14 protein-coding genes are annotated in these 20,148 nt (G+C 70.0%); 6 read left to right on the top strand and 8 right to left on the bottom strand.

What is annotated here, in order from left to right:
- Window positions 1-20: 20 nt before the first annotated feature.
- The 6 genes from JAV51_RS08100 to JAV51_RS08125 are packed head-to-tail and all read right to left on the bottom strand — an operon-like array spanning window position 21 to window position 8,402.
- Window positions 21-1,178 (bottom strand): acyl-CoA dehydrogenase family protein, encoded by a 1,158-nt coding sequence (locus tag JAV51_RS08100; RefSeq protein ID WP_197320032.1) that lies wholly within the window; start codon window positions 1,176-1,178, stop codon window positions 21-23.
- Window positions 1,175-3,163 carry a biotin carboxylase N-terminal domain-containing protein gene (locus tag JAV51_RS08105; protein WP_197320033.1) on the bottom strand — a complete coding sequence of 663 codons (1,989 nt, stop codon included), beginning with the start codon at window positions 3,161-3,163 and terminating at the stop codon, window positions 1,175-1,177. The genes JAV51_RS08100 and JAV51_RS08105 overlap by 4 nt, the downstream gene beginning before the upstream one ends.
- Before the next feature lie 7 nt (window positions 3,164-3,170).
- On the bottom strand, window positions 3,171-4,778 hold the full coding sequence (locus tag JAV51_RS08110; protein ID WP_197320034.1) for an acyl-CoA carboxylase subunit beta: 1,608 nt from the start codon (window positions 4,776-4,778) through the stop codon (window positions 3,171-3,173).
- Window positions 4,775-5,923: an acyl-CoA dehydrogenase family protein gene (locus tag JAV51_RS08115; RefSeq protein ID WP_197320035.1), complete on the bottom strand. Its 1,149-nt coding sequence runs from the start codon at window positions 5,921-5,923 to the stop codon at window positions 4,775-4,777. Before JAV51_RS08115 ends, JAV51_RS08110 begins: the two co-directional genes overlap by 4 nt.
- Window positions 5,920-7,605: an acyclic terpene utilization AtuA family protein gene (locus JAV51_RS08120; RefSeq protein ID WP_197320036.1), complete on the bottom strand. Its 1,686-nt coding sequence runs from the start codon at window positions 7,603-7,605 to the stop codon at window positions 5,920-5,922. The genes JAV51_RS08115 and JAV51_RS08120 overlap by 4 nt, the downstream gene beginning before the upstream one ends.
- Window positions 7,602-8,402: a TIGR03084 family metal-binding protein gene (locus tag JAV51_RS08125; protein ID WP_197320037.1), complete on the bottom strand. Its 801-nt coding sequence runs from the start codon at window positions 8,400-8,402 to the stop codon at window positions 7,602-7,604. The genes JAV51_RS08120 and JAV51_RS08125 overlap by 4 nt, the downstream gene beginning before the upstream one ends.
- Window positions 8,403-8,568: 166 nt before the next feature.
- Between JAV51_RS08125 and JAV51_RS08130 the strand changes: the two genes are divergently transcribed.
- On the top strand, window positions 8,569-9,423 hold the full coding sequence (locus JAV51_RS08130) for an enoyl-CoA hydratase-related protein (protein ID WP_197320038.1): 855 nt from the start codon (window positions 8,569-8,571) through the stop codon (window positions 9,421-9,423).
- Window positions 9,420-10,034 (top strand): acetoacetate decarboxylase family protein, encoded by a 615-nt coding sequence (locus JAV51_RS08135; RefSeq protein WP_197320039.1) that lies wholly within the window; start codon window positions 9,420-9,422, stop codon window positions 10,032-10,034. The genes JAV51_RS08130 and JAV51_RS08135 overlap by 4 nt, the downstream gene beginning before the upstream one ends.
- A gap of 7 nt (window positions 10,035-10,041) precedes the next feature.
- On the opposite strand, the gene JAV51_RS08140 is transcribed toward JAV51_RS08135, so the two are convergent.
- Both JAV51_RS08140 and JAV51_RS08145 read right to left on the bottom strand, forming a co-directional pair.
- Window positions 10,042-10,308, bottom strand: a complete 267-nt coding sequence (locus tag JAV51_RS08140) for a hypothetical protein (protein WP_197320040.1) — start codon at window positions 10,306-10,308, stop codon at window positions 10,042-10,044.
- Between the two features lie 264 nt (window positions 10,309-10,572).
- Window positions 10,573-13,068, bottom strand: a complete 2,496-nt coding sequence (locus tag JAV51_RS08145) for a helix-turn-helix domain-containing protein (RefSeq protein WP_197320041.1) — start codon at window positions 13,066-13,068, stop codon at window positions 10,573-10,575.
- Window positions 13,069-13,206: 138 nt separating this feature from the next.
- Between JAV51_RS08145 and JAV51_RS08150 the strand changes: the two genes are divergently transcribed.
- The 4 genes from JAV51_RS08150 (at window position 13,207) to JAV51_RS08165 (ending at window position 19,958) form a co-directional block, all read left to right on the top strand.
- Complete coding sequence (locus JAV51_RS08150) at window positions 13,207-14,292, top strand: BTAD domain-containing putative transcriptional regulator (RefSeq protein WP_197320042.1); 1,086 nt, start codon at window positions 13,207-13,209, stop codon at window positions 14,290-14,292.
- 71 nt (window positions 14,293-14,363) lie between these two features.
- A complete protein-coding gene (gene lysX / locus JAV51_RS08155; RefSeq protein ID WP_197320043.1) occupies window positions 14,364-15,866 on the top strand; it encodes a bifunctional lysylphosphatidylglycerol synthetase/lysine--tRNA ligase LysX in 1,503 nt (500 codons plus the stop codon).
- 550 nt (window positions 15,867-16,416) lie between these two features.
- On the top strand, window positions 16,417-18,879 hold the full coding sequence (locus tag JAV51_RS08160; RefSeq protein WP_197320044.1) for a ribonucleoside-diphosphate reductase subunit alpha: 2,463 nt from the start codon (window positions 16,417-16,419) through the stop codon (window positions 18,877-18,879).
- Window positions 18,840-19,958 carry a ribonucleotide-diphosphate reductase subunit beta gene (locus tag JAV51_RS08165; protein WP_374058997.1) on the top strand — a complete coding sequence of 373 codons (1,119 nt, stop codon included), beginning with the start codon at window positions 18,840-18,842 and terminating at the stop codon, window positions 19,956-19,958. The genes JAV51_RS08160 and JAV51_RS08165 overlap by 40 nt, the downstream gene beginning before the upstream one ends.
- Window positions 19,959-20,148 lie beyond the last annotated feature (190 nt).

Below are 20,148 nucleotides of genomic sequence, written 5' to 3' on the forward strand. Positions count from 1 at the left end.
CGGACAACTCCTGGTTCTCGTCAGTACGACTTGGGCAGGCCGAGGCTGTGCTGGGCCACGTAGTTGAGGATCATCTCCCGGCTCACCGGGGCGATCCGACCCACCCGGACCGCGGCCACCATCGTTCCCAGACCGTACTCGGACGCCAGGCCGTTGCCGCCGTGCACCTGGACGGCCTGGTCCACCGCGCGCACCGCGACCTCCGCGGCCGCGTACTTCGCCATGTTGGCGGCCTCCCCCGCGGCGGCGTCGTCGCCCGAGTCGTAGATCGCGGCGGCTTTCTGCGTCATGAGCTTCGCCAGCTCCAGCTCGATCTTGATCTCCGCGAGCGGGTGGGCGAGCCCCTGATGAGCGCCGATCGGACTGCCGAACACGCTGCGCTCGCGCGCGTACCGCACCGCCTTGTCCAACGCGTACCGGGCGATGCCGAGGGAGAACGACGCCCCCATGATCCGCTCGGGGTTCAGTCCCGCGAACAACTGCGCGATGGCCGCGTCCTCGTCCCCCACCAGCGCGTCGGCGGGCAGCCGCACGTCGTCGAGCAGCAGCTCGAACTGCTTGTCCGCCGACACGAGGTCCATGGGGATCGCGCGGTACTCCAGGCCCGGCGTGTCGGTGGGCACCACGAACAGCGCGGGCTTGAGCCGCCCGGTGCGGGCGTCGGAGGTGCGGCCGACCACGAGCACCGCGTCGGCCTCGTCGACGCCCGAGATGAAGACCTTGCGTCCGCTCAGCACCCAGTCGCCACCGTCGCGGCGCGCGGTGGTGGTGATGCGATGGGAATTCGACCCGGCGTCGGGTTCGGTGATCGCGAACGACATCCGCACCTGGCCGCTCGCGAAACCGGGCAACCACCGTGCCTTCTGGTCGTCGGTGCCGAAGCGTGCGATCACCGTGGCACAGATCGCGGGAGACACCACCATGAGCAGCATCGGGGTCCCCGCCGCGCAGAACTCCTCGCACACCGCGGCCAGGTCGCCGATGCCCGCGCCGCCGCCCCCGTAGGCCTCGGGCACCGCGACGCCGAGGTAACCGAGCCTGCCCGCCTCGTCCCACAGCTCGCTGGTGTGGCCGCCTCCTCGGGCCTTGTCGAGGTAGTACTCATGGCCGTACTTGGCCGCGAGTTCGGCCACGGCGTCGCGTAGCTGGCGGCGTTCGGGCGATTCGGTGAAGGTCACGCTGACTCCTTCGCTGGGTCGACGGCGTCGTCGGTGCTCGGTGTCGGGGTGATCACGGCGAGAACGGCGCCCTGTTCCACCTGGGCGCCCTCGGTCACGGGAAGCTCGGTCACCACGCCGTCGGCGGGCGCGGCCACGCGGTGCTCCATCTTCATCGCCTCCAGCGACAGCAGGGGCTGACCGGCGCTGACCACGTCGCCGACCGCCACGGCCACGCGCGTGACGGCGCCGGGCATGGGAGCCACCAACGACCCCTCGGCCAACTCGGTGGTGCTGTCGCCGAACCGCGGTACGGGAGTCAGACTCACCGACCCGAGCGGGGAATCCACTGTGACCGACCCGGGATAACGACACACGTCGAAGTGCCGACGCACTCCTGCCACGGACAACGCCACGCGCTCCGGCGTGACGGACTCGACGGTGACGTCCGGGTGATCGGACAGCATCGGCCCCGAGCGGGTGCTGTGGTAGCGGACGACGTGTTCGGCCTCCCCGTGCCGGTACGTCTTGACGTGCGGGGCCGACGGCACGTTGCGCCAGCCCGACGGCAGGGACGCGAGCACGCGGGCCCGCGCCCAATTGTGGGCGGCGTCGGCAAGCGCTGCCGCCGCGAGGGACAGGCGCACGGTGTCGTCGTCCGGCCCCGCGTCGAGCAGTTCGGCGTGACGAGTGAGGAAGTCGGTGTGGGTGTCGCCCGCGAGGAACGCGGGATGGCGCAGGACGGCCGCGAGCAGGTCGCGGTTGGTGACCAGGCCGTGCAGCCGGGCCGTGGACAGCGCACCGGCCAGCATGCGGGCGGCGGCCGACCGGTCGGGTGCCCAGGCGACGACCTTCGCGAGCATCGGGTCGTAGTGCACGCTCACCGTGGAGCCGTCCACCACACCGCTGTCGAGCCGGATGCCGTGACGGTCGGGAACCGTGAACTCCGCCCGTACGTCACGGATCGCGACGCGGTGCAGGATGCCGCTTCCGGGTCGCCAGTCGGCGCGTGGGTCCTCCGCGTAGAGGCGGGCCTCGATCGCATGGCCGCGCACCGCGGGCGGCTCGGGCGGCAGCGCCTCCCCCTCGGCGATGCGCAGTTGCCACGCCACCAGGTCGAGGCCGGTGACGCACTCGGTGACCGGGTGCTCGACCTGCAACCGGGTGTTCATCTCCAGGAAGAAGAACTCGCCGTCGTCGGTGACGAGGAACTCGACCGTGCCCGCGCCCACGTAGTCCACGGCGGCGCACACCGCCCTCGCCGCGGAGAAGAGGGCCTGCCGCAGTTCGTCGTCCACACCGGACGGTGATTCCTCGATCACCTTCTGGTGCCGACGCTGGATGGAGCACTCCCGCTCGCCGACCGCCCACACGGTGCCGGTGCCGTCGGCGAGCACCTGCACCTCGATGTGCCGACCGCGTTCGACATAGCGTTCGCAGAACACCGTAGGGTCACCGAACGCGGAGGCGGCCTCGGCCCGAGCCGCCGCCACCGCGTCGAGCAGCTCGTCGAGGTGGCGGACCACCCGCATCCCGCGTCCTCCGCCACCGGCCGAGGCCTTCACGAGCACGGGCAGCTCGTCGTCGGTGAGGTGGTCGGGGTCGAGTTCGGACAGCACGGGCACACCGGCCTCGGCCACGATGCGTTTGGACTCGACCTTCGAGCCCATGACGGCGATGCTCTCCGGTGACGGCCCCACCCACGTCAGTCCCGCATCGAGCACCGCGCGGGCGAACTCCGCGCTCTCGGACAGGAAGCCGTATCCGGGGTGCACGGCGTCCGCACCGGCGGCCGACGCCGCCGCGATCACCGCGTCACCGCGAAGGTAGGTGTCGGAGGGCGCATCGCCCGGCAGCCGCACCGCCGCGTCGGCCGCCTGGGTGTGCACGGCGTGCGTGTCGGCGTCGGAGTGCACCGCGACCGTGCGCACGCCGAGTTCCCGGCACGTCCGGAAGATCCGCAACGCGATCTCGCCTCGATTGGCGACCAGCAGATTCGTGATCACAGTGACCTCACATCCGGAAGACACCGAAACCGGTGCCGTCGAAGGAACTCCCGGCCACGGTCTGGGAGTGCACGGCCGACAGGCACAGCCCGAGCACGGTGCGCGTGTCACGCGGGTCGATCACGCCGTCGTCGTAGAGCCGCCCCGACAAAAACAGCGGCAGCGACTCGGCCTCGACCTGCGCCTCGACCGCCGCGCGCAGTGCCGCGTCGGCCTCGTCGTCGTAGTCCTGCCCCCGCGCCTTCGCGGCGTTACGGGCCACGATGGACAGCACCCCGGCGAGCTGTTGCGGCCCCATCACCGCCGACTTCGCGCTCGGCCACGCGAACAGGAACCTCGGGTCGTACGCCCGCCCGCACATGCCGTAGTGCCCGGCGCCGTACGACGCTCCCATGAGGACGGACAGATGCGGCACGCGACTGTTGGACACCGCGTTGATCATCATCGCGCCGTGCTTGATGATGCCGCCCTGCTCGTAGTCCTTGCCGACCATGTAGCCGGTGGTGTTGTGCAGGAACACCAGTGGCGTGTCGGTCTGGTTCGCAAGCTGGATGAACTGCGCCGCCTTCTGGGACTCCTCGCTGAACAGCACACCCCTGGCGTTGGCGAGGATGCCGACGGGATAGCCGTGGATGCGCGCCCAACCCGTCACGAGACTGCTGCCGTAGAGCGGTTTGACCTCGTCGAAGTCCGAGTCGTCCACGATGCGGGCGAGCACGTCCCTCGGGTCGAACGGCACCTTCAGGTCCGAGGGCACGATGCCCAGCAGGTCCTCGGGGTCGTAGCGCGGTGGGACGGATTCGCGAGGCTCGGGTCCGCGTTTGCGCCAGTTCAGCCGTTTGACGATGTCACGCCCGATCCGCAGCGCGTCGTACTCGTCTCGGGCGAGGTGATCGGCCAGGCCGGAGGTGCGCGCGTGCATGGCCGCACCGCCGAGCGACTCGTCGTCGGACTCCTCCCCGGTGGCCATCTTCACCAGCGGTGGACCACCGAGGAACACCTTCGACCGCTCCTCGATCATCACCACGTGGTCGGACAGGCCGGGCACGTACGCGCCACCGGCCGTGGAGTTGCCGAAAACGAGCGCGATCGTCGGGATTCCCGCTGCGGACAAGCGCGTCAGGTCGCGGAACAGTCGCCCGCCCGGGATGAAGATTTCCTTCTGGCTCGGCAGGTCCGCGCCGCCGGACTCCACGAGGTTGATCACGGGGAGTCGGTTCTCCAGCGCGATGTCGCAGGCCCGGAAGATCTTGCGGACCGTCCACGGGTTGCTCGCCCCGCCGCGCACGGTGGGGTCGTTGCCGACGATCAGGCACTCCACGCCCTCGACGACCCCGATGCCGGTGACGACGCTCGCCCCGACCGGGTAGTCGCTGCCCCAGCCCGCGAGCGGCGAGAGTTCCAGGAACGGCGAGTCCTCGTCGAGCAGCAGTTCGATGCGTTCGCGCACGAGGAGCTTGCCCCGGCGGCGGTGCCGGTCGACATATTTCTGTCCCCCACCGGCGACGGCCTTGGCGTGCTCGGCCTCGATCTCGGCGAGTTTGGCGAGCATCGCGTCCCGGTTGGCGACGTGGTCGGGTGCCGTGACGTCGACGGCCGAGGTGAGGATCGTCATGAGGTGTACCCCAGTCGTTTCGCCGCGAGTTGGGTCATGATCTCGGACGTGCCGCCCCCGATGCCGAGGATGCGCATGTCCCGGTAGTGACGTTCCACTTCGGACTCTCGGAGGTAGCCGAGTCCGCCGTGCAGTTGCACGGCCTTGTCGACCACCCACATCCCGGCCTCGACGGCCGAGTTCTTCGCGAAGCAGGTCTGCGCCAGCACGTCCTCGCCCGCGGCGTGTCGCACGGCCACCTGCCGGACGTAGGTGCGGGCGACGTCGACCTTCCTCGCCATCTCGGCGAGCGTGTGCTGCACGGTCTGTCGCGAGATCAGCGGTCGGCCGAACGTGTGCCGCAGTCGGCACCACTCGACCGTGCGCTCCAAGGCCCGCGCCGCCGTCGCGTACGCCTGCACCGCCAGGGTGAGCCGCTCGGTGACGAACTGCGTCGCGATCTGGGCGAATGCGCTGTTCTCGGGGCCGACCCGATGCGAGACAGGCACTCGGACGTCGGAGAACGACAGCTCGGCGGTGTCGGAGCAGTGCCAGCCCATCTTCTCCAGCGCCCGGCTCACGGTGAACCCCGGTGTGCCCTTCTCGATCACGAGCAGGGACAGCCCGCCCGCGCCGGGCTCGCCGGTGCGCACGGCGGTGGTGACGAAGTCGGCGCGACACCCCGAGGTGATGAACGTCTTCGCGCCGTTGACGACGTAGTGGTCGCCGTCGCGCACCGCGGTGGTGCGCAGGCCCGCGACGTCCGATCCGCCGTCGGGCTCGGTGATCGCGAGTGCACCGATGGCCCGACCGGCGAGCGTCGGCCTCACCCAACGGTCGATCTGCCACCGGTCCCCCGCGGCGACGATGTGGGGCAGGGCGATGCCTCCGGTGAACAACGACGCGACGACGCCACCCGACGCGCCCGCGTAGTGGGTCTCCTCGATCACCGTGACGACGTCGAGCACGTCGCCGCCGGACCCGCCCGCACTCTCCGGGAACGAGACCCCGAGCAGGCCCAGTTCCGCCGCCTTCGCGTGCAGGTCCCGAGGCAGCGCGCCCTGGCGTTCCCACTCGTCCAGGTGCGGCAGGATCTCGCTCGTCACGAAGTCGCGCACGGTGCGCCGCAGCAGTCGCCGCTCGGGGGTCTCGAACGGGTCGGTCACAGCAGCACCTCCGGAACGTCCACGACCCGGCTGCGCAACCACTCACCGAGCGCTTTGCCCTGCGGATCGAACCGCGCCTGCGACGCCACGCCCTCCCCGAGCACGCCGTCGACGACGACGTTCACCGCCCACAAATTGGGCAGCAGGTATCGGCGCACAGGCAGGTCGGCCACCTCGGGCAACAACGCGCGGACGGCGTCGACGGTGAGGGTGTGCGCGAGCCACCGCCACGCCGGTTCGGAACGCACCCACAACCCGATGTTGGCGCTGCCGCCCTTGTCACCGCTGCGTGCGCCCACCACCGTGCCCAGCGGCACCCGGCGCGTCGGCCCCTCCGGCAGCGCCGGGGGAAGCGGGGGCTCCGGGAGGTCGACCGGCTCGCGAGTGGTCTCGGGCGCGGCCACGTCGACCCGGGTGCCGTCGGGCAGGACGGCGACGTGCGGCACGGTCGTCGCGGGTACGAACGCGTCGTGGAACACCCCGTACGGCGCGCCCTTCTGGGGCGGAGCCGTCAGGTGGAAACCGGGATAGCTGGCCAGTCCCAGCTCGACCGCGGCACCGCTGAACGCGCGCCCGACCGTGTCCGGGTCCGGATCGCTCACCGCGCAGTGCAGCAACGCGCTCGCCGCCTCCTGCTCGTCGGCGTCGGCGTGGTCGGTGCGCGCCAACGTCCATCGCACCGATCTCGGTGGACGGCGCTCCAGTGCCTCGGTGAGCTGCCGCCGCACCCAGTCCGCCTTCGCCTCGATGTCGAGTCCCGTGAGGACGAACGTCACCTCGTTGCGGAACCCGCCGAGCGTCGTGCAGCCCACCTTCAATCGTGACGGTGGCGGCTCGCCCCGCACACCGCTCACGCGCACCCGGTCGGGTCCCTCCTGTTCCAGGTGGATGGTGTCGAACCGGGCCGTCACGTCCGGACCGACGTAACGGGGGTCGGCGATCTCGTAGAGCAGTTGTGCGGTCACCGTCCCGACGGTCACCGCACCGCCCGTGCCGTCGTGCTTGGTGATCACACTCGACCCGTCGGCGCGAACCTCGGCCACGGGAAAACCCGGCAGTCCCAGCTCGTGCTCGGTGAAGAAGGCGTAGTTGCCGCCCGTGGCCTGCGCGCCGCACTCCAGGACGTGGCCCGCCACCACCGCCCCGGCGAGGGCGTCGTGATCGTCGGGAGTCCAGCCGAAGTGGGCGGCGGCCGGACCGACGACCAGCGAGGCGTCGGTGACGCGTCCCGTCACCACCACGTCGGCCCCGGCGTTCAGGCACTCGGCGATCCCGAAGGCGCCCAGGTACGCGTTGGCCGTCACGGGTGTGCCCAGCCCCAGCTCGTCGGCGCGCGAGGAGAGGTCGTCGCCTTCGACGTGCGCCACAGTCACGTCCACACCGACCCGCCGGGCCAGTGCCCGCAGCGCGTCCGCCAGACCGGCGGGATTGAGGCCGCCCGCGTTGGTCACCACGCGCACTCCCCGGTCGGCGATGAGCCCGAGGCACTCCTCGAACTGCCGCAGGAAGGTGGTGGCGTAGCCGCGGGACGGGTCCTTCAGCCGGTCCCGCCCGAGGATGAGCATCGTGAGTTCGGCCAGGTAGTCGCCGGTCAACACGTCGAGCGGACCGCCGGTGAGCATCTCGCGCACGGCGGAGAACCGGTCGCCGTAGAAGCCGGAGGCATTGCCGATGCGGATCACGAACAGCTCCTCTCCGCTTGTGGGGGCCTGCCGGGGCCCGGTGGTCCCGCGAACGCCTGCGCCACCTCCAGCCACCGTGCGGCCTGTTCGCCGTCGGCGCGCACGTCCGCGTCGTCCGGGTGTCGGCGTTGTGTGACGAGCAGGCAGAAGTCGTGCGCGTCGCCGGTCACCCGCTCGGGGGCGTCCTCCGGTCCGAAGGCCCACACCGTGCCGTCGGGCGCGGTCAGCTCGACGCGGAACTCCACGGTGGGTGGCGTGAGCCCGTGCACGACGAAGGCGAAATCCCGGGTACGGACTCCGAGGCGCGCGACGTGCCACAGTCGGCTGGTCGGACGTCGCACGACCCCGAGCGTGTCGGCGATGTCCTGCCCGTGCGCCCACGTCTCCATCAGGCGGGCCGAGGCCATCGACGCCGCGCTCATCGGCGGCCCGTACCAGGGCAATCGCGTGCCGTCCGGCACCGCGCGCAGTGCCGTGGCGAGGTCGTCGCGGCCGCGCCGCCACAACGCGAGCAGCCGCGAGGGCGGCAGTGTCGCGCCGTCGGCCGCGCCCCGGTCGACGTAGTCCAGGCCGCCCTCCAGTGCGGAGGCGATCTCGGCGTCGAACCGCTCCGGGGTTCGCGCGGCGACGAGCGCCTTGTCGTCGGTCCACGCGAGATGCGCGATCTGGTGGGCGATCGTCCACCCCTCCGCGGGAGTGGGCAGTGCCCAGCGCGCGGGGTCGAGGTCCGCGACCAGGTCGTCGACCTCCTGACTCTCCGCCTCAAGGTCCCGCACGATCGCACTCACGTCCGCCACGTGCCACCTCCTCGGGGCGGCCTCGACGCCGCCCGGCGGCATCAGGCTGACAGCTCCCGACCAGAAAAAGCAAGCACGCTTGATTGTTTCCCTCTGTCGGAGGCATGCCGGTGTGTGCTGCAATAGCGGTCACCGACGACGACGCGGACGGCAGATGGGGGCGCCCATGACGGAGGCCGCAGCCGACTACACCCAGATCGCGTACACGGTCGCCGAGCGCATCGCGACCATCACCCTCGACCGCCCGCACGCCCGCAACGGCTACACGATCACCATGGCCGACGAACTGGCCGACGCGGTCGCCCGGGCGGACGCCGACCGTGACGTGCGGGTCGTCGTACTCACCGGCCGGGGCCGCGACTTCTGCGTCGGGGCGGATCTGTCGGGGGGCGGGTTCGAGGCCGACGGTGTGATCGGGGACGACTGGCAGGAGCCCGCGGGCCGGGTGTCGCGCCGCATCTTCGCGGCCGACAAGCCCGTCGTCGCCGCGCTCCGCGGGGCCGCCGTCGGCGCGGGACTCACGATCACCCTCGCGGCCGACTACCGGCTCGCAGCCACCGACTCGCGGTTCGGTTTCGTGTTCACCCGTCGCGGCATCTACCCCGAGGGCGCGTCGGTGTGGTTCCTACCGCGCCTCGTCGGCCTGGGCCGTGCGCTCGACTGGATGATCAGTGGCCGGGTGTTCGACGCCGACGAGGCACTGCGGTCGGGGCTCGTGCACAGCGTGCACGCACCCGACGACGTGCTCCCCGCCGCCTACGCCCTGGCCAGGGAACTCGTCGCCACGACGGCTCCCGTGTCCGTGGCCGTCACCCGGCGGATGCTCTACCGCATGTCCGGAGTCGACTCACCGGACCCCGTGCACCGCCTCGACTCCCGGCTGATCGCCAGCGTGGCCGACAACCCGGACACGGTCGAGGGAGTGCTGTCGTTCCTACAGAAGCGGCCACCCGAGTTCGTCGGCATCGTCCCCGACGACGTGCCGGACTTCCTGCCTTCGAATCGGAAAGGCAACCCGTGAGCACCGACTATCCCGACGAGCCGTGGCGCCTGACGGGCGAGGCGTTCCTGTCGGTCTGGTCCGTCCCGCTGCGGGACCTGCCGAGAGTCGACGACGTCGTCACTCCGCTCACCGTCGGCGGTCGAGCCGTGGTCGTCACCGCGTGGATCGACTACACGCCACCCGGCCAGTTGAGCTACCACGAACTGCTCGCCACAGTGGCCGTGCGGTCGGGGCGGGGTGTCGGAAGCAGCATCACCGAGATCTGGGTCGACAACGAGACTGCCCTGGTCGGAGGCCGCGAACTGTGGGGCATTCCGAAGGATTTCGCGACGTTCGACCGCGCGGATCGGCTCACGGCCTCGGCCGCCACCGACCGGGACTGGATCGCCACCACGACGTTCTCCCCCTGCGGACCGTCGGGCCCTACCACCCGCGTGCGGTTCCGCGTCGTCCAGTCGGTCGACGGTCGGCAGAAATCCAGCCCGATCCGAGCCCGGCTCCGCCCTCGACCGGCCTCGGCGACGTGGGAGGTGAACCCACGCGGGCCCCTCGGCTACCTCGCGGGACGACGCCCGTGGCTGACCGTCCAGCTCACCGACGTCCGCCTGATCTTCGGGCACACGCAGTGAGCCGCCGTCACCACGTCAGTACGAGCAGGGCGGCGGCGAGCACGACCACGACCCCGGCCCCCAGCACCAGCAGTGTCCTGCGACGGGCTTGCGTGGCCTCGTCGGCCCGAGGCAACGACCGCCGCCGGTTGCGCACCGCGCCGTAGACGAGAACGCCCACCGGGGTCGCGGCGACCACCATGGCGAGGACTCCCAGAGCCACGTTGCCGTGGTGGAAGAACCTCACGGCGAACACCACGCCGAAGAAGAGAGCGAGTCCCCAGAGCGCACCCACGGTGGCATCCCCTCTGTGTGAGTCGATCGGATCGGGTCGGACGAGGCCGTGCCACTCGGCGCACGCCCCCGTCCGGGCGAGTCGGTGGGTGTTCCTGCCGGTCGCCTCAGCGAGGGTCGAACCACGACAGGCTCGGGACATGCCGGAACGTCGGCATCGTGCTGCCCTCCCCGGAGTCGCCCCGCACCCACTGCGGTGGGCGCGAGCCCATTCGTCCTGATGGGACAGTAGAGAGGAGCCGTGAAATCCGGATGAACAGCCCTTTCAGCCCTTGTCGCGCTCCTCGAAGACCCGTGCGAGGTGGTCGTGCAGCCGCGCGTGCCGGAACTGGTAGACGGCACCCGCCTGCCGCAGGACACCCCGCCGGTAGGCGTCCTCCAGGAAGTCGGCCACCGACCACGGCAGCCGACCGGTCAGGGGCAACCAGAACCGCGCGAAGACGACCCACTGTCCCCAGGCCGTCATGCACAACGTGTAGCCGAGGCCACCGCCGACCATGCCGACGGCACCCCACAACACCGCGTCGCCCACCCCGAACAGCATGGGGCCGAGGAAGTTCTGCAACAGCAGCACCAACGGGCCGCTCGCGAAGCCGACGACGAGGCCGAACATCGGGGCGAACATGCCGACCTGGGCGAGCACCGTTCTCCGGTTCAGCCGCAGCAGGTCGCCGGGCCGGCTGATCGAGCGAATGTCCAGGGACGTCTCGAAGACGCCCACGAGGCCGTACGAGAGACCAGCCGCCGGGCCGAACACGGTCACCAAGACACACGCATTGATGAGGTTCGGAATCCACACGCTCACGTCGCCGGTCAACAGCCAGGACACCGCGCCCCAGATGATGCCGCTCAACAGGCCGAACACCACGCCGCCGAGCAGCCCGATCCGAAACCGTGACGCGAACGTGCGGGGTAGTTCGACCCGTCTTCGCCGTAGTCCGATGCGAGCCCGTGACGGCTCCAACGTGGCTCGCCCGAACATCAGGACGAGCCCGTGGACGAGCGCGAACGCGACTCCCGAGGCGAGCGCGACGTGCATCATGTCGAGCAGCCCCAAGCCGAACATCACGTCGAGCGCCTGCTCCTCACCGAACATCGACGCGCGCACCACGGAGTAGCCCAGCCACTGCACGAATCCGATGATCACGCCCGTCACCACCCCGACGACGAGCATCCGGATCGACATGCCGATCGTGTCGCCCAGTTGCCACCAGGCGAGATCGCGGGTGCCGAGCCGATTCAGGTGACGAGCCAGGTACCCGAGCCAGTACGGGACCCGCCGGACGTCCCACCGGCTGCGGGAGGCCCCGGGCCGGTCCTCGTACGCGGTGGGGACGAAGTTGTCGAAGAGGTGCGCCTCCACGGCCTCGGCGGTCGGGAACCGCTCGCCGTCGAGCAGCTCGCCGGGATCACGGCCCGGCCGGTCGCTGTAGACGGCCCTGGCCAGCCCGACCATCAGCGGGTTGGCCAGCACGGTGGCGAGATTCGCGCAGGCCGGGTCCTCCGGTTCGGCGGCCACCTTCGCCAACACCGGGTCCCACACGGTCGTCTGTCGTCCCCCGGACCTCGTCCTGCGCGCCGTACGCGGGAGGTACCGGGCCAGGTCCTCGACCGTGAGATCGCACAGTTCGATGACGGCAGCGGAGGTGAGCACGTCGATCGCCTCGACAGCAGCCCGGTACTCGGCCGGACGGCTGGTGAGCACCAAAGGCAGGGCAGTGCCATTCAATTCCCGCAGAGCGGCCTGGCGCAGCCCGTCGGCGATCTCGTCGAACCCGTCGAGCACGGGCAGGACCAGACCGGACTCCACCAGGGCCGTGGCGAGCGAGACCGTGTCGTAGGCGACCGCCGCCAGCCCCGGGAAGTCCCGTTCGAGCTGTCCGGCCAGCCAGTCGCGCAACGACACGTCCGCGGGGTTCCAGGGGCCGAGGTCGACGATCACCGGCACCGGGTCGTCGCGTCGCCGCCGCAGTTGGTCCAATGCGAACCGCAGCGTGAGCACCGTCTTGCCCGAGCCCGCACGCCCCAACACGACGAGTCGGCCGGAGGGGAGCTGTCGATAGGTGTCCACGACGTCGTCGAGGCTGCCCCGCAGCTCGCGAGTCGACGGCGGTGAGTCCTGGTCCGGGTCGAGACCGTAGACGTTGGCGTCGTGGTCGGCCATGTCGTCGTGAGCCGGCCGCCAGCTCACGGGCAGCGGGAAGGGGTCGTGGACCTGTCGCTGTTCCTCCTCCCGCAGCCAGCGGCTGCGGGCCGCCTGGGCGAGCTGCTCCGCGGCGTCGAGCAGGTAGTCGGGATAGCTCGGACGTTCCGGCGCGTCGTCGGGGGCCGGCTCGGCCGCCTGCGTCGGCTCGGCGCGTGATGCGGTGTCGGAAACGTCGGCGGGCGCTTCGGCCGTGGCCACGGTTTCGCCCACGCCGTCCGGCTGCCCGGCCGATGCCGTCGTGGCCGACGTGCTCGCCCCGTTCCCGGTGTCCGGACTCGACACGGACGTCGGCTGCGCGTCCGTCACAGGCTCGACCTTCGGCGTCGGAGTGCTCGTGCCCACGGCCGCCGCCACCAGAGCGTCACGCTCGTCGGGTGAGAGCTGCAGAGCCTCGGCCAGCAGCCTGACCGTGGCCATTCGCGGCGCGGCCCGCTCCCCGGTCTCGAACCCTCGGATGGTGCGAACACCCACACCCGACCGTTCCGCCAACTGATCCTGGGTCAGCCCCGCCTCGCGTCGCCGCCGTCGAAGCTGAGCACCGAACTCGCTGGTCACGGCCGCCTTTCGTCCGAAGCACCTGGAGATCGAAAAGCTTACCGTGGCACCGGCAACAAATGGCCGGTTGCTGGCCTGTTCCTTCGGCCGGTGCAGACAGCACCATGCGAAGCGTCGAACGCCGAAGAAGGGACAGACATGGCGACCACCGTTCCGGAGCCGCCGCTCGCCGCCCCGGACCCCGTGGCGCCGCGCCTCACCGTCGAGGATCTGAGCGTCGAGGAACGCGCCGTGCTCCGCGCCGTCGGTCGTGGTCTGAACGACACCGAGATCGCCGCGAAGCTGGGCCTGCCCCTCCCCGCCGTCCGGAGCTGTGTGACGCGGCTGCAGAGCGGGTTGGGCCAGCGTGACCGATGCGCTCTCATCGTGTACGCGTTCGATCACGGCGTCGTGTCCCCCGCCACGCCGGCGTCCGCGCGTCGTCGAACCCGGACGGTCACCGAACGTGTCCGGCCCCGCCTGCGGATCGCGGCACTCGGTCCGCTGCGCGCCTGGTCCGACGGCACGCTCCTCAACCTGGGCCCGGTGCAGCAGCAGGCGGTGCTCGCCGCGCTCGCCCTGCGGCCGGACGTCACCGTGAGCCGACAGGAGCTGTTGCACGACGGGTGGGGTCTGGAGGCTCCGCAGGGCAACGTGGTGCAGGTCTACGTGTATCGGCTGCGCAAGTGCCTGCAGTCGGGCGGCGGCGAGACCGTGATCAGCCGGGACCGACTCGGCTACCGCTTCGTCGGCCAGAGCGCAGAGCTGGACGTGACCCGGCTCGACGCACTCGGCGTGGAGGCCGAGACCGCGTGGCACGACGGGGACCTGGCGTCGGCGGTCGAGGCGCACCGGCGCGCACTGGAGCTGTTCGACGGTGAGCCACTGGCAGGGCTGCCCGGCCCGTTCGCCGAGATGGAGCGGGTCCGCCTCACGGAGCGTCGCCTCTCCCTGACCACTCGCCGCGCGGAGGGACTGCTCCGGTTGAGCCGCCACGCACAGGCCATCGACGAGTTGTGGACTGCCTCGGTGGTCCACCCGCACAGCGAGGCCGTGGCCGCCCTCCTGATGCGTGCCCTGCACGAGTCAGGACGCCGCGCCGACGCGCTGGCGGTGTTCACCCGAGTCCGCAGGCTGTTGGTCGACGATCTCGGTGTGGAGCCGAGCGAACGGCTCCGCCGCCTGCACTACGCCGTCCTCCGCGACGAACGGCCGAGGCCGACGTTGGCCCTGCGTTCCGCCTGACCCGACCACGCCCGAGGTGGCCGTCCCGGCCTGTCGGAACCCGGCCTAGCTGGGCCGATACACTCGTCGCTGTGAGTGACGCGCTGGACGACTTCCACGAGGACCTACCCGAGCAGATGCGCATTCGGCGAGCCAAGCTCGACCGGTTGCGTGAGTCGGGAGTGGAGCCCTACCCCGTCGGTTTTCCCGTGACCTCCACGATCGCGGACGTCCGCGCCGCGCATGCCGACCTCGAACCCGACCACTACACGGGCGAGCGCGTCTCGGTGGCCGGCCGCGTGATGCTGTACCGCACGGGTGGCAAGCTCTGCTTCGCCACGATCAAGGACCCCTCGGCGCAGATCCAGATCATGCTGTCGCTCGCCAAGGTGGGCGAGGACTCCCTGAACTCGTGGAAGAGCGACGTCGACCTCGGCGACCACGTCGGAGTCACCGGCGAGGTCATCACGTCCAAGCGCGGCGAGCTGTCGATCCTCGTCGACGAATGGACCCTCACGTCGAAGGCGCTGCGCCCGCTGCCGGAGAAGCACAAGGGGCTGACCGACCCCGAGGCCCGCGTCCGGCAGCGTTACGTCGACCTCATCGTCAACGACGAGGCCCGTGACATGGTGCGCAAGCGCGCCGCCACCGTGCAGGCGCTCCGGCAGGGTCTGCTCGACCTCGGCTTCCTGGAGGTCGAGACCCCGATGTTGCACCAGGTGCACGGCGGCGCCACGGCCCGCCCGTTCACCACGCACATCAACGCCTACGACCTCGACCTGTACCTGCGCATCGCCCCGGAGCTCTTCCTCAAGCGGCTCATCGTCGGTGATCTCGACGCCGTCTTCGAGATCAACCGCTCGTTCCGCAACGAGGGCGCGGACTCCACCCACAACCCCGAGTTCACGATGCTGGAGTGGTACCGCGCCTACGGCGACTACCGCGACGGCGAGCGCATCACCCAGGACCTCGTGCGCCGCGCGGCCGAAGCGGTGTTCGGCGACCAGATCGTGCGCAACCCGCGGTACGGCGACGTCGACCTGAGCGGCGATTGGCCCCGCATCACGCTGTACGGATCGGTGTCCGAGGCCCTGGACGCGGAGATCACCCCGCGCACGCCCCTCGACGTCCTGCGCAAGCACGCCGACGCGCGTGAGATTTCCTGGGACCCGGCGTGGGGCCCCGGCAAGTTCGTGGAGCACCTGTTCGAGGAGCTGGTGGAGCACACGCTGATCCAGCCCACGTTCGTCTGCGACTTCCCGTTGGAGACCAGCCCGCTCACCCGACAGCACCGCGACGACCCGATGCTGACCGAGAAGTGGGACCTCATCGGTTTCGGCATGGAACTCGGCACCTGCTTCTCCGAGCTGACCGACCCGGTGGAGCAGCGCAGGCGGCTCACCGAGCAGTCGCTGAAGGCCGCGGGTGGCGACCCGGAGGCCATGCAGCTCGACGAGGACTTCCTGCGGGCGCTGGAGTACGGCATGCCGCCCACCGTCGGTGCCGGCATGGGCATCGACCGGCTCCTCATGGCCTTCACCGGCAAGGGAATCCGGGAGACCATCCTCTTCCCGATGGTCAAGCCCATCTCCTGACGTAGCCGACGCAAGACCCCCGGCGGTGTCCGCACCGTCGGGGGCTTTTCGTGTTCCCGCTCATTTCCACAGTGGACCACCCATCTCGAACGGCCCATTCCTGGACTAGCCAGGTTCCGTTCCACTGAGCAAGATTTCCTTCTTTTGACCACAGTAGACAGTCCTGTCACGACACACGATCGACTGTCGCAGCCATCGACTCCGTGACGCTCGCCCGCGCTTGAGCATCGACCTCATGTCCGCCCCTCGACGCACCCGTGCGGCACGCCGAGGCTCACCCTCGACACCTCCCTCATCCCGAGACGTCGACCAGCCCTGTCGCGCCGCCCACATCACTCGACATCCCCTCGGCCGCTCACCTCGGCCCATCACGGACCGTTCGAACCCTCTCACCCTCAGCCACAACACGCCCATATATTGGGTGTTGCGGAGCCTGACACCACCACATGTAGGATTCGGCCACCAAGACCTCAACACAACCGAAGATCGACCGAACTCGCGGGCAACCCGGCTCGCGAGGCGGTCGACCACACCCTCATGGAGTCGCCGCATGTCAGTGCAAGCTGCCCCGGAGACCGCGTCCGCCCGCTCACGGCGGGCCGCCGGAGTGCCGTGGGAGCGAGTCGAGAAGGTGGTACGCGAAGCCGTCGCAGGGCTTCCCGACACCTCGGCCGACGCGGTTCTCGCGGAGCTGGAGCGCAACGTCTACGACGGCATCAGCGCCGCCGACCTCGCCCTCGCCCAGGTGATGGCCGCCCGCACCCTCGTGGAGCGGGAACCCGACTACTCCTTCGTCGCCGCCCGGCTGCTGCTGCACTCGCTGCGCGGCGAGGCCGTCGGCTACCTCGCCGGAGCGCCGCGCAACCCGGACTACCCCGAGATGGCCGCCGCCTACGGCGACTACTTCCGCGACTACGTGCGTCGCGGCGTCGAACTCCAGTTGCTCGCCGAGGACCTCGCCGGGTTCGACCTCGACATCCTCGCCGCTGCGTTGCGCCCCGAGCGCGATCTCGACCTCGGTCTGCTCGGCCTGCAGACGCTGTACGACCGCTACCTGCTGCGCGATCCCCACGCCGGGACCCGGTTCGAGCTGCCGCAGGCGTTCTTCATGCGGGTGGCGATGGGCCTGGCCGTCGCCGAGCCCGACCGGGAGGCCAGGGCCGTCGAGTTCTACGAGCTGCTGTCCTCGCTGCGGTTCATGACCTCCACCCCGACGCTGTTCAACGCAGGCACCCGCAGGCCGCAGCTCTCGTCGTGCTTCCTCACCACCGTGTCCGACAACCTCGCTTCGATCTTCAGCGGATACCGCAACAACGCGTTGCTCGCGAAGTACTCCGGGGGCCTCGGCAACGACTGGACGCCCGTGCGCGGCCTGGGCGCGCACATCCGGGGCACCGGCGGAAAGTCGCAGGGCGTGGTGCCGTTCCTCAAGATCGCCAACGACACCACGGTGGCGGTCAACCAGGGCGGCAAGCGCAAGGGCGCGGCGTGCGCGTACCTGGAGACGTGGCACATCGACGTCGAGGAGTTCCTCGACCTGCGCAAGAACACCGGTGACGACCGCAGGCGCACCCACGACATGAACACCGCCAACTGGGTGCCCGACGAGTTCCTGCGCCGCGTGGAAGCCGACGAGGAGTGGACCCTCTTCTCCCCCGACGAGGTGCCCGACCTGCACGACCTCTACGGCACGGCCTTCGCCGAGCGCTACCGCGCGTACGAGAAGGCCGCCGACGCGGGCGAGATCCGGGTCTTCCGTCGCGTCGCCGCGAAGCAGTTGTGGCGGCGCATGCTCACCATGCTGTTCGAGACCGGACACCCGTGGATCACCTTCAAGGACCCGTGCAACCTGCGGTCACCGCAGCAGCACGCGGGCGTGGTGCACTCGTCGAACCTGTGCACGGAGATCACGCTCAACACCAGTTCCGACGAGATCGCCGTGTGCAACCTCGGCTCGGTCAACCTCGCCCGGCACGTGGGCGAGGACGGCCTGGACGTCGAGCTGCTGCGGCGCACCGTGACCACGGCCGTGCGCATGCTCGACAACGTCATCGACATCAACTTCTACACGGTGCCGGAGGCCGAACGATCGAACCTGCGGCACCGCCCGGTGGGGCTGGGCCTGATGGGATTCGCGGACGCGCTGTTCACACTGGGCATTCCGCAGGCCTCCGAGGAGGCCGTCGAGTTCGCCGACCGGAGCATGGAGGTGCTGAGCTACCACGCCATCAGCGCCTCGGCCGATCTCGCCGCCGAACGCGGCGCGTACTCGTCGTTCGACGGCTCGCTGTGGAGCCGCGGCATTCTGCCGATCGACTCGATGCGACTGTTGGCCGAGGCGCGCGGTGAAGATGAGCTCGACGTCGACACCAGCGCCACGCTCGACTGGGAGTCGCTGCGCGAACGCGTCCGCACCGTCGGGATGCGCAACTCCAACGTGCTGGCCATCGCCCCCACGGCCACGATCTCCAACATCTGCGGCGTGGGGCAGTCGATCGAGCCGCTGTTCTCCAACCTCTTCGTCAAGTCGAACATGTCCGGGGAGTTCACCGTCGTGAACCCGCACCTCGTGCGCGCGTTGAAGCAGCGAGGGCTGTGGGACGACGACATGGTCGCGGAGCTGAAGCGCCACGACGGCGTGCTCACCTCGATCGATCGCGTCCCCGACGACCTCAAGGCGCTGTACGCGACGGCGTTCGAGATCGACAGCCGGTGGCTGGTCGACGCGGCGTCGCGGCGGCAGAAGTGGATCGACCAGGCCCAGTCACTCAACCTCTACCTCGCCGAGCCGAGCGGGAAGGCACTGGACGCGCTCTACCGGCACGCGTGGCGTCGGGGTCTCAAGACGACCTACTACCTGCGCTCGCGTGCCGCGACCCAGGTGGAGAAGAGCACCCTGCGCGGGACGGACGGCCGGCTCAACGCCGTGACTCCCACCGTGCCCGTCGCCGCGACGGAGACCACCGCGGCGGCCTGCCGCATCGACGACCCCGACTGCGAAGCCTGCCAGTGAGCACCGGACTCCGACCGAAAGGACACTCGTTGACCCGACACCTCACCCTCGACTTCGGTGCCGCGCGCGTGGACGTGGACGACAAGGCCATGATCAACGCGCGGGCCGACGTGAACCAGTTGCTTCCGATGAAGTACGGCTGGGCGTGGGAGAAGTACCTCGCGGGCTGTGACAACCACTGGATGCCCACCGAGGTCGCGATGCAGGCCGACATCGCGCTGTGGAAGTCGCCGGACGGCCTGACCGACGACGAGCGTTTGATGCTCATTCGCAATCTCGGGTTCTTCGCCACCGCCGAGTCGCTGGTGGCGAACAACCTCGTGCTCGCCGTCTACCGGCACCTCACGAACCCGGAGTGTCGGCAGTACCTGCTCCGCCAGGCGTTCGAGGAGGCCGTGCACACCCACACGTTCCAGTACGTGTGCGAGAGCCTCGGCCTCGACGAGGGCGAGTTGTTCAACGCCTACCGCGAGGTGCCGTCGATCGCGGACAAGGACTCGTGGGCGCTTCGGTACACCCGCGCGCTGGAGGACCCGAACTTCCGCACGGGCACCGTCGAGGCCGACCAGGAGTTCCTGCGGGACCTCGTCGCGTTCTACGTCGTGTTCGAGGGCATGTGGTTCTACACCGGGTTCGCGCAGGTCCTGTCGCTGGGGCGGCGCAACAAGATGGTCGGCATCGCCGAGCAGTACCAGTACATCCTGCGTGACGAGTCGATCCACTTGAACTTCGGTATCGACTGCATCAACCAGATCAAGGCGGAGAACCCGCACCTGTGGACGCCGGAGTTCCAGCAGGAGGTGCGTGGCATGCTCGCGGAGGCGTGCGAGCTGGAGGTCGCCTACGCCCGTGACACGATGCCGAGGCCGATGCTCGGGTTGTCGGCGGAGTCGTGCGAGCAGTACATGCACTTCATCACCGACCGCAGGGCCGCCCAGCTCGGCCTCGACCCGGTCTTCGGGGAGACGGAGAACCCGTTCCCCTGGATGTCGGAGGCCATGGATCTGCGCAAGGAGAAGAACTTCTTCGAGACGCGGGTCACCGACTACCGCAGCGGCGCGGCCCTGGAGTGGGACTGACGGGCCGGGGAGCCGTCGTCGTCGGCGGCGGCTCCCCACCATGCCGGTTCGAGCGGTTCGCCCCTGTCGGCGGCCCTCGCTCGGGGCCAGGACCGACCGTTGTGTTTTCGAGTAGCCGAACGGTGCGCGACCGAGCACCATGGGCGTGCCACCGCAGTGACCCGGTGGAGTGGTCGATCCACCCTTCCAG

Origin of the sequence: Saccharomonospora sp. NB11, from assembly GCF_015910535.1 — a bacterium.
In the GTDB taxonomy this organism is placed as follows: Bacteria; Actinomycetota; Actinomycetes; order Mycobacteriales; family Pseudonocardiaceae; genus Saccharomonospora.

Coding starts and splice junctions, on each gene's coding strand:
- JAV51_RS08110 (WP_197320034.1), bottom strand. CDS start 4,778: ATGACGATCCTCACCTCGGCCGTCGACGTCACGGCACCCGACCACGTC.
- JAV51_RS08130 (WP_197320038.1), top strand. CDS start 8,569: ATGACGGAGGCCGCAGCCGACTACACCCAGATCGCGTACACGGTCGCC.
- JAV51_RS08150 (WP_197320042.1), top strand. CDS start 13,207: ATGGCGACCACCGTTCCGGAGCCGCCGCTCGCCGCCCCGGACCCCGTG.
- JAV51_RS08160 (WP_197320044.1), top strand. CDS start 16,417: ATGTCAGTGCAAGCTGCCCCGGAGACCGCGTCCGCCCGCTCACGGCGG.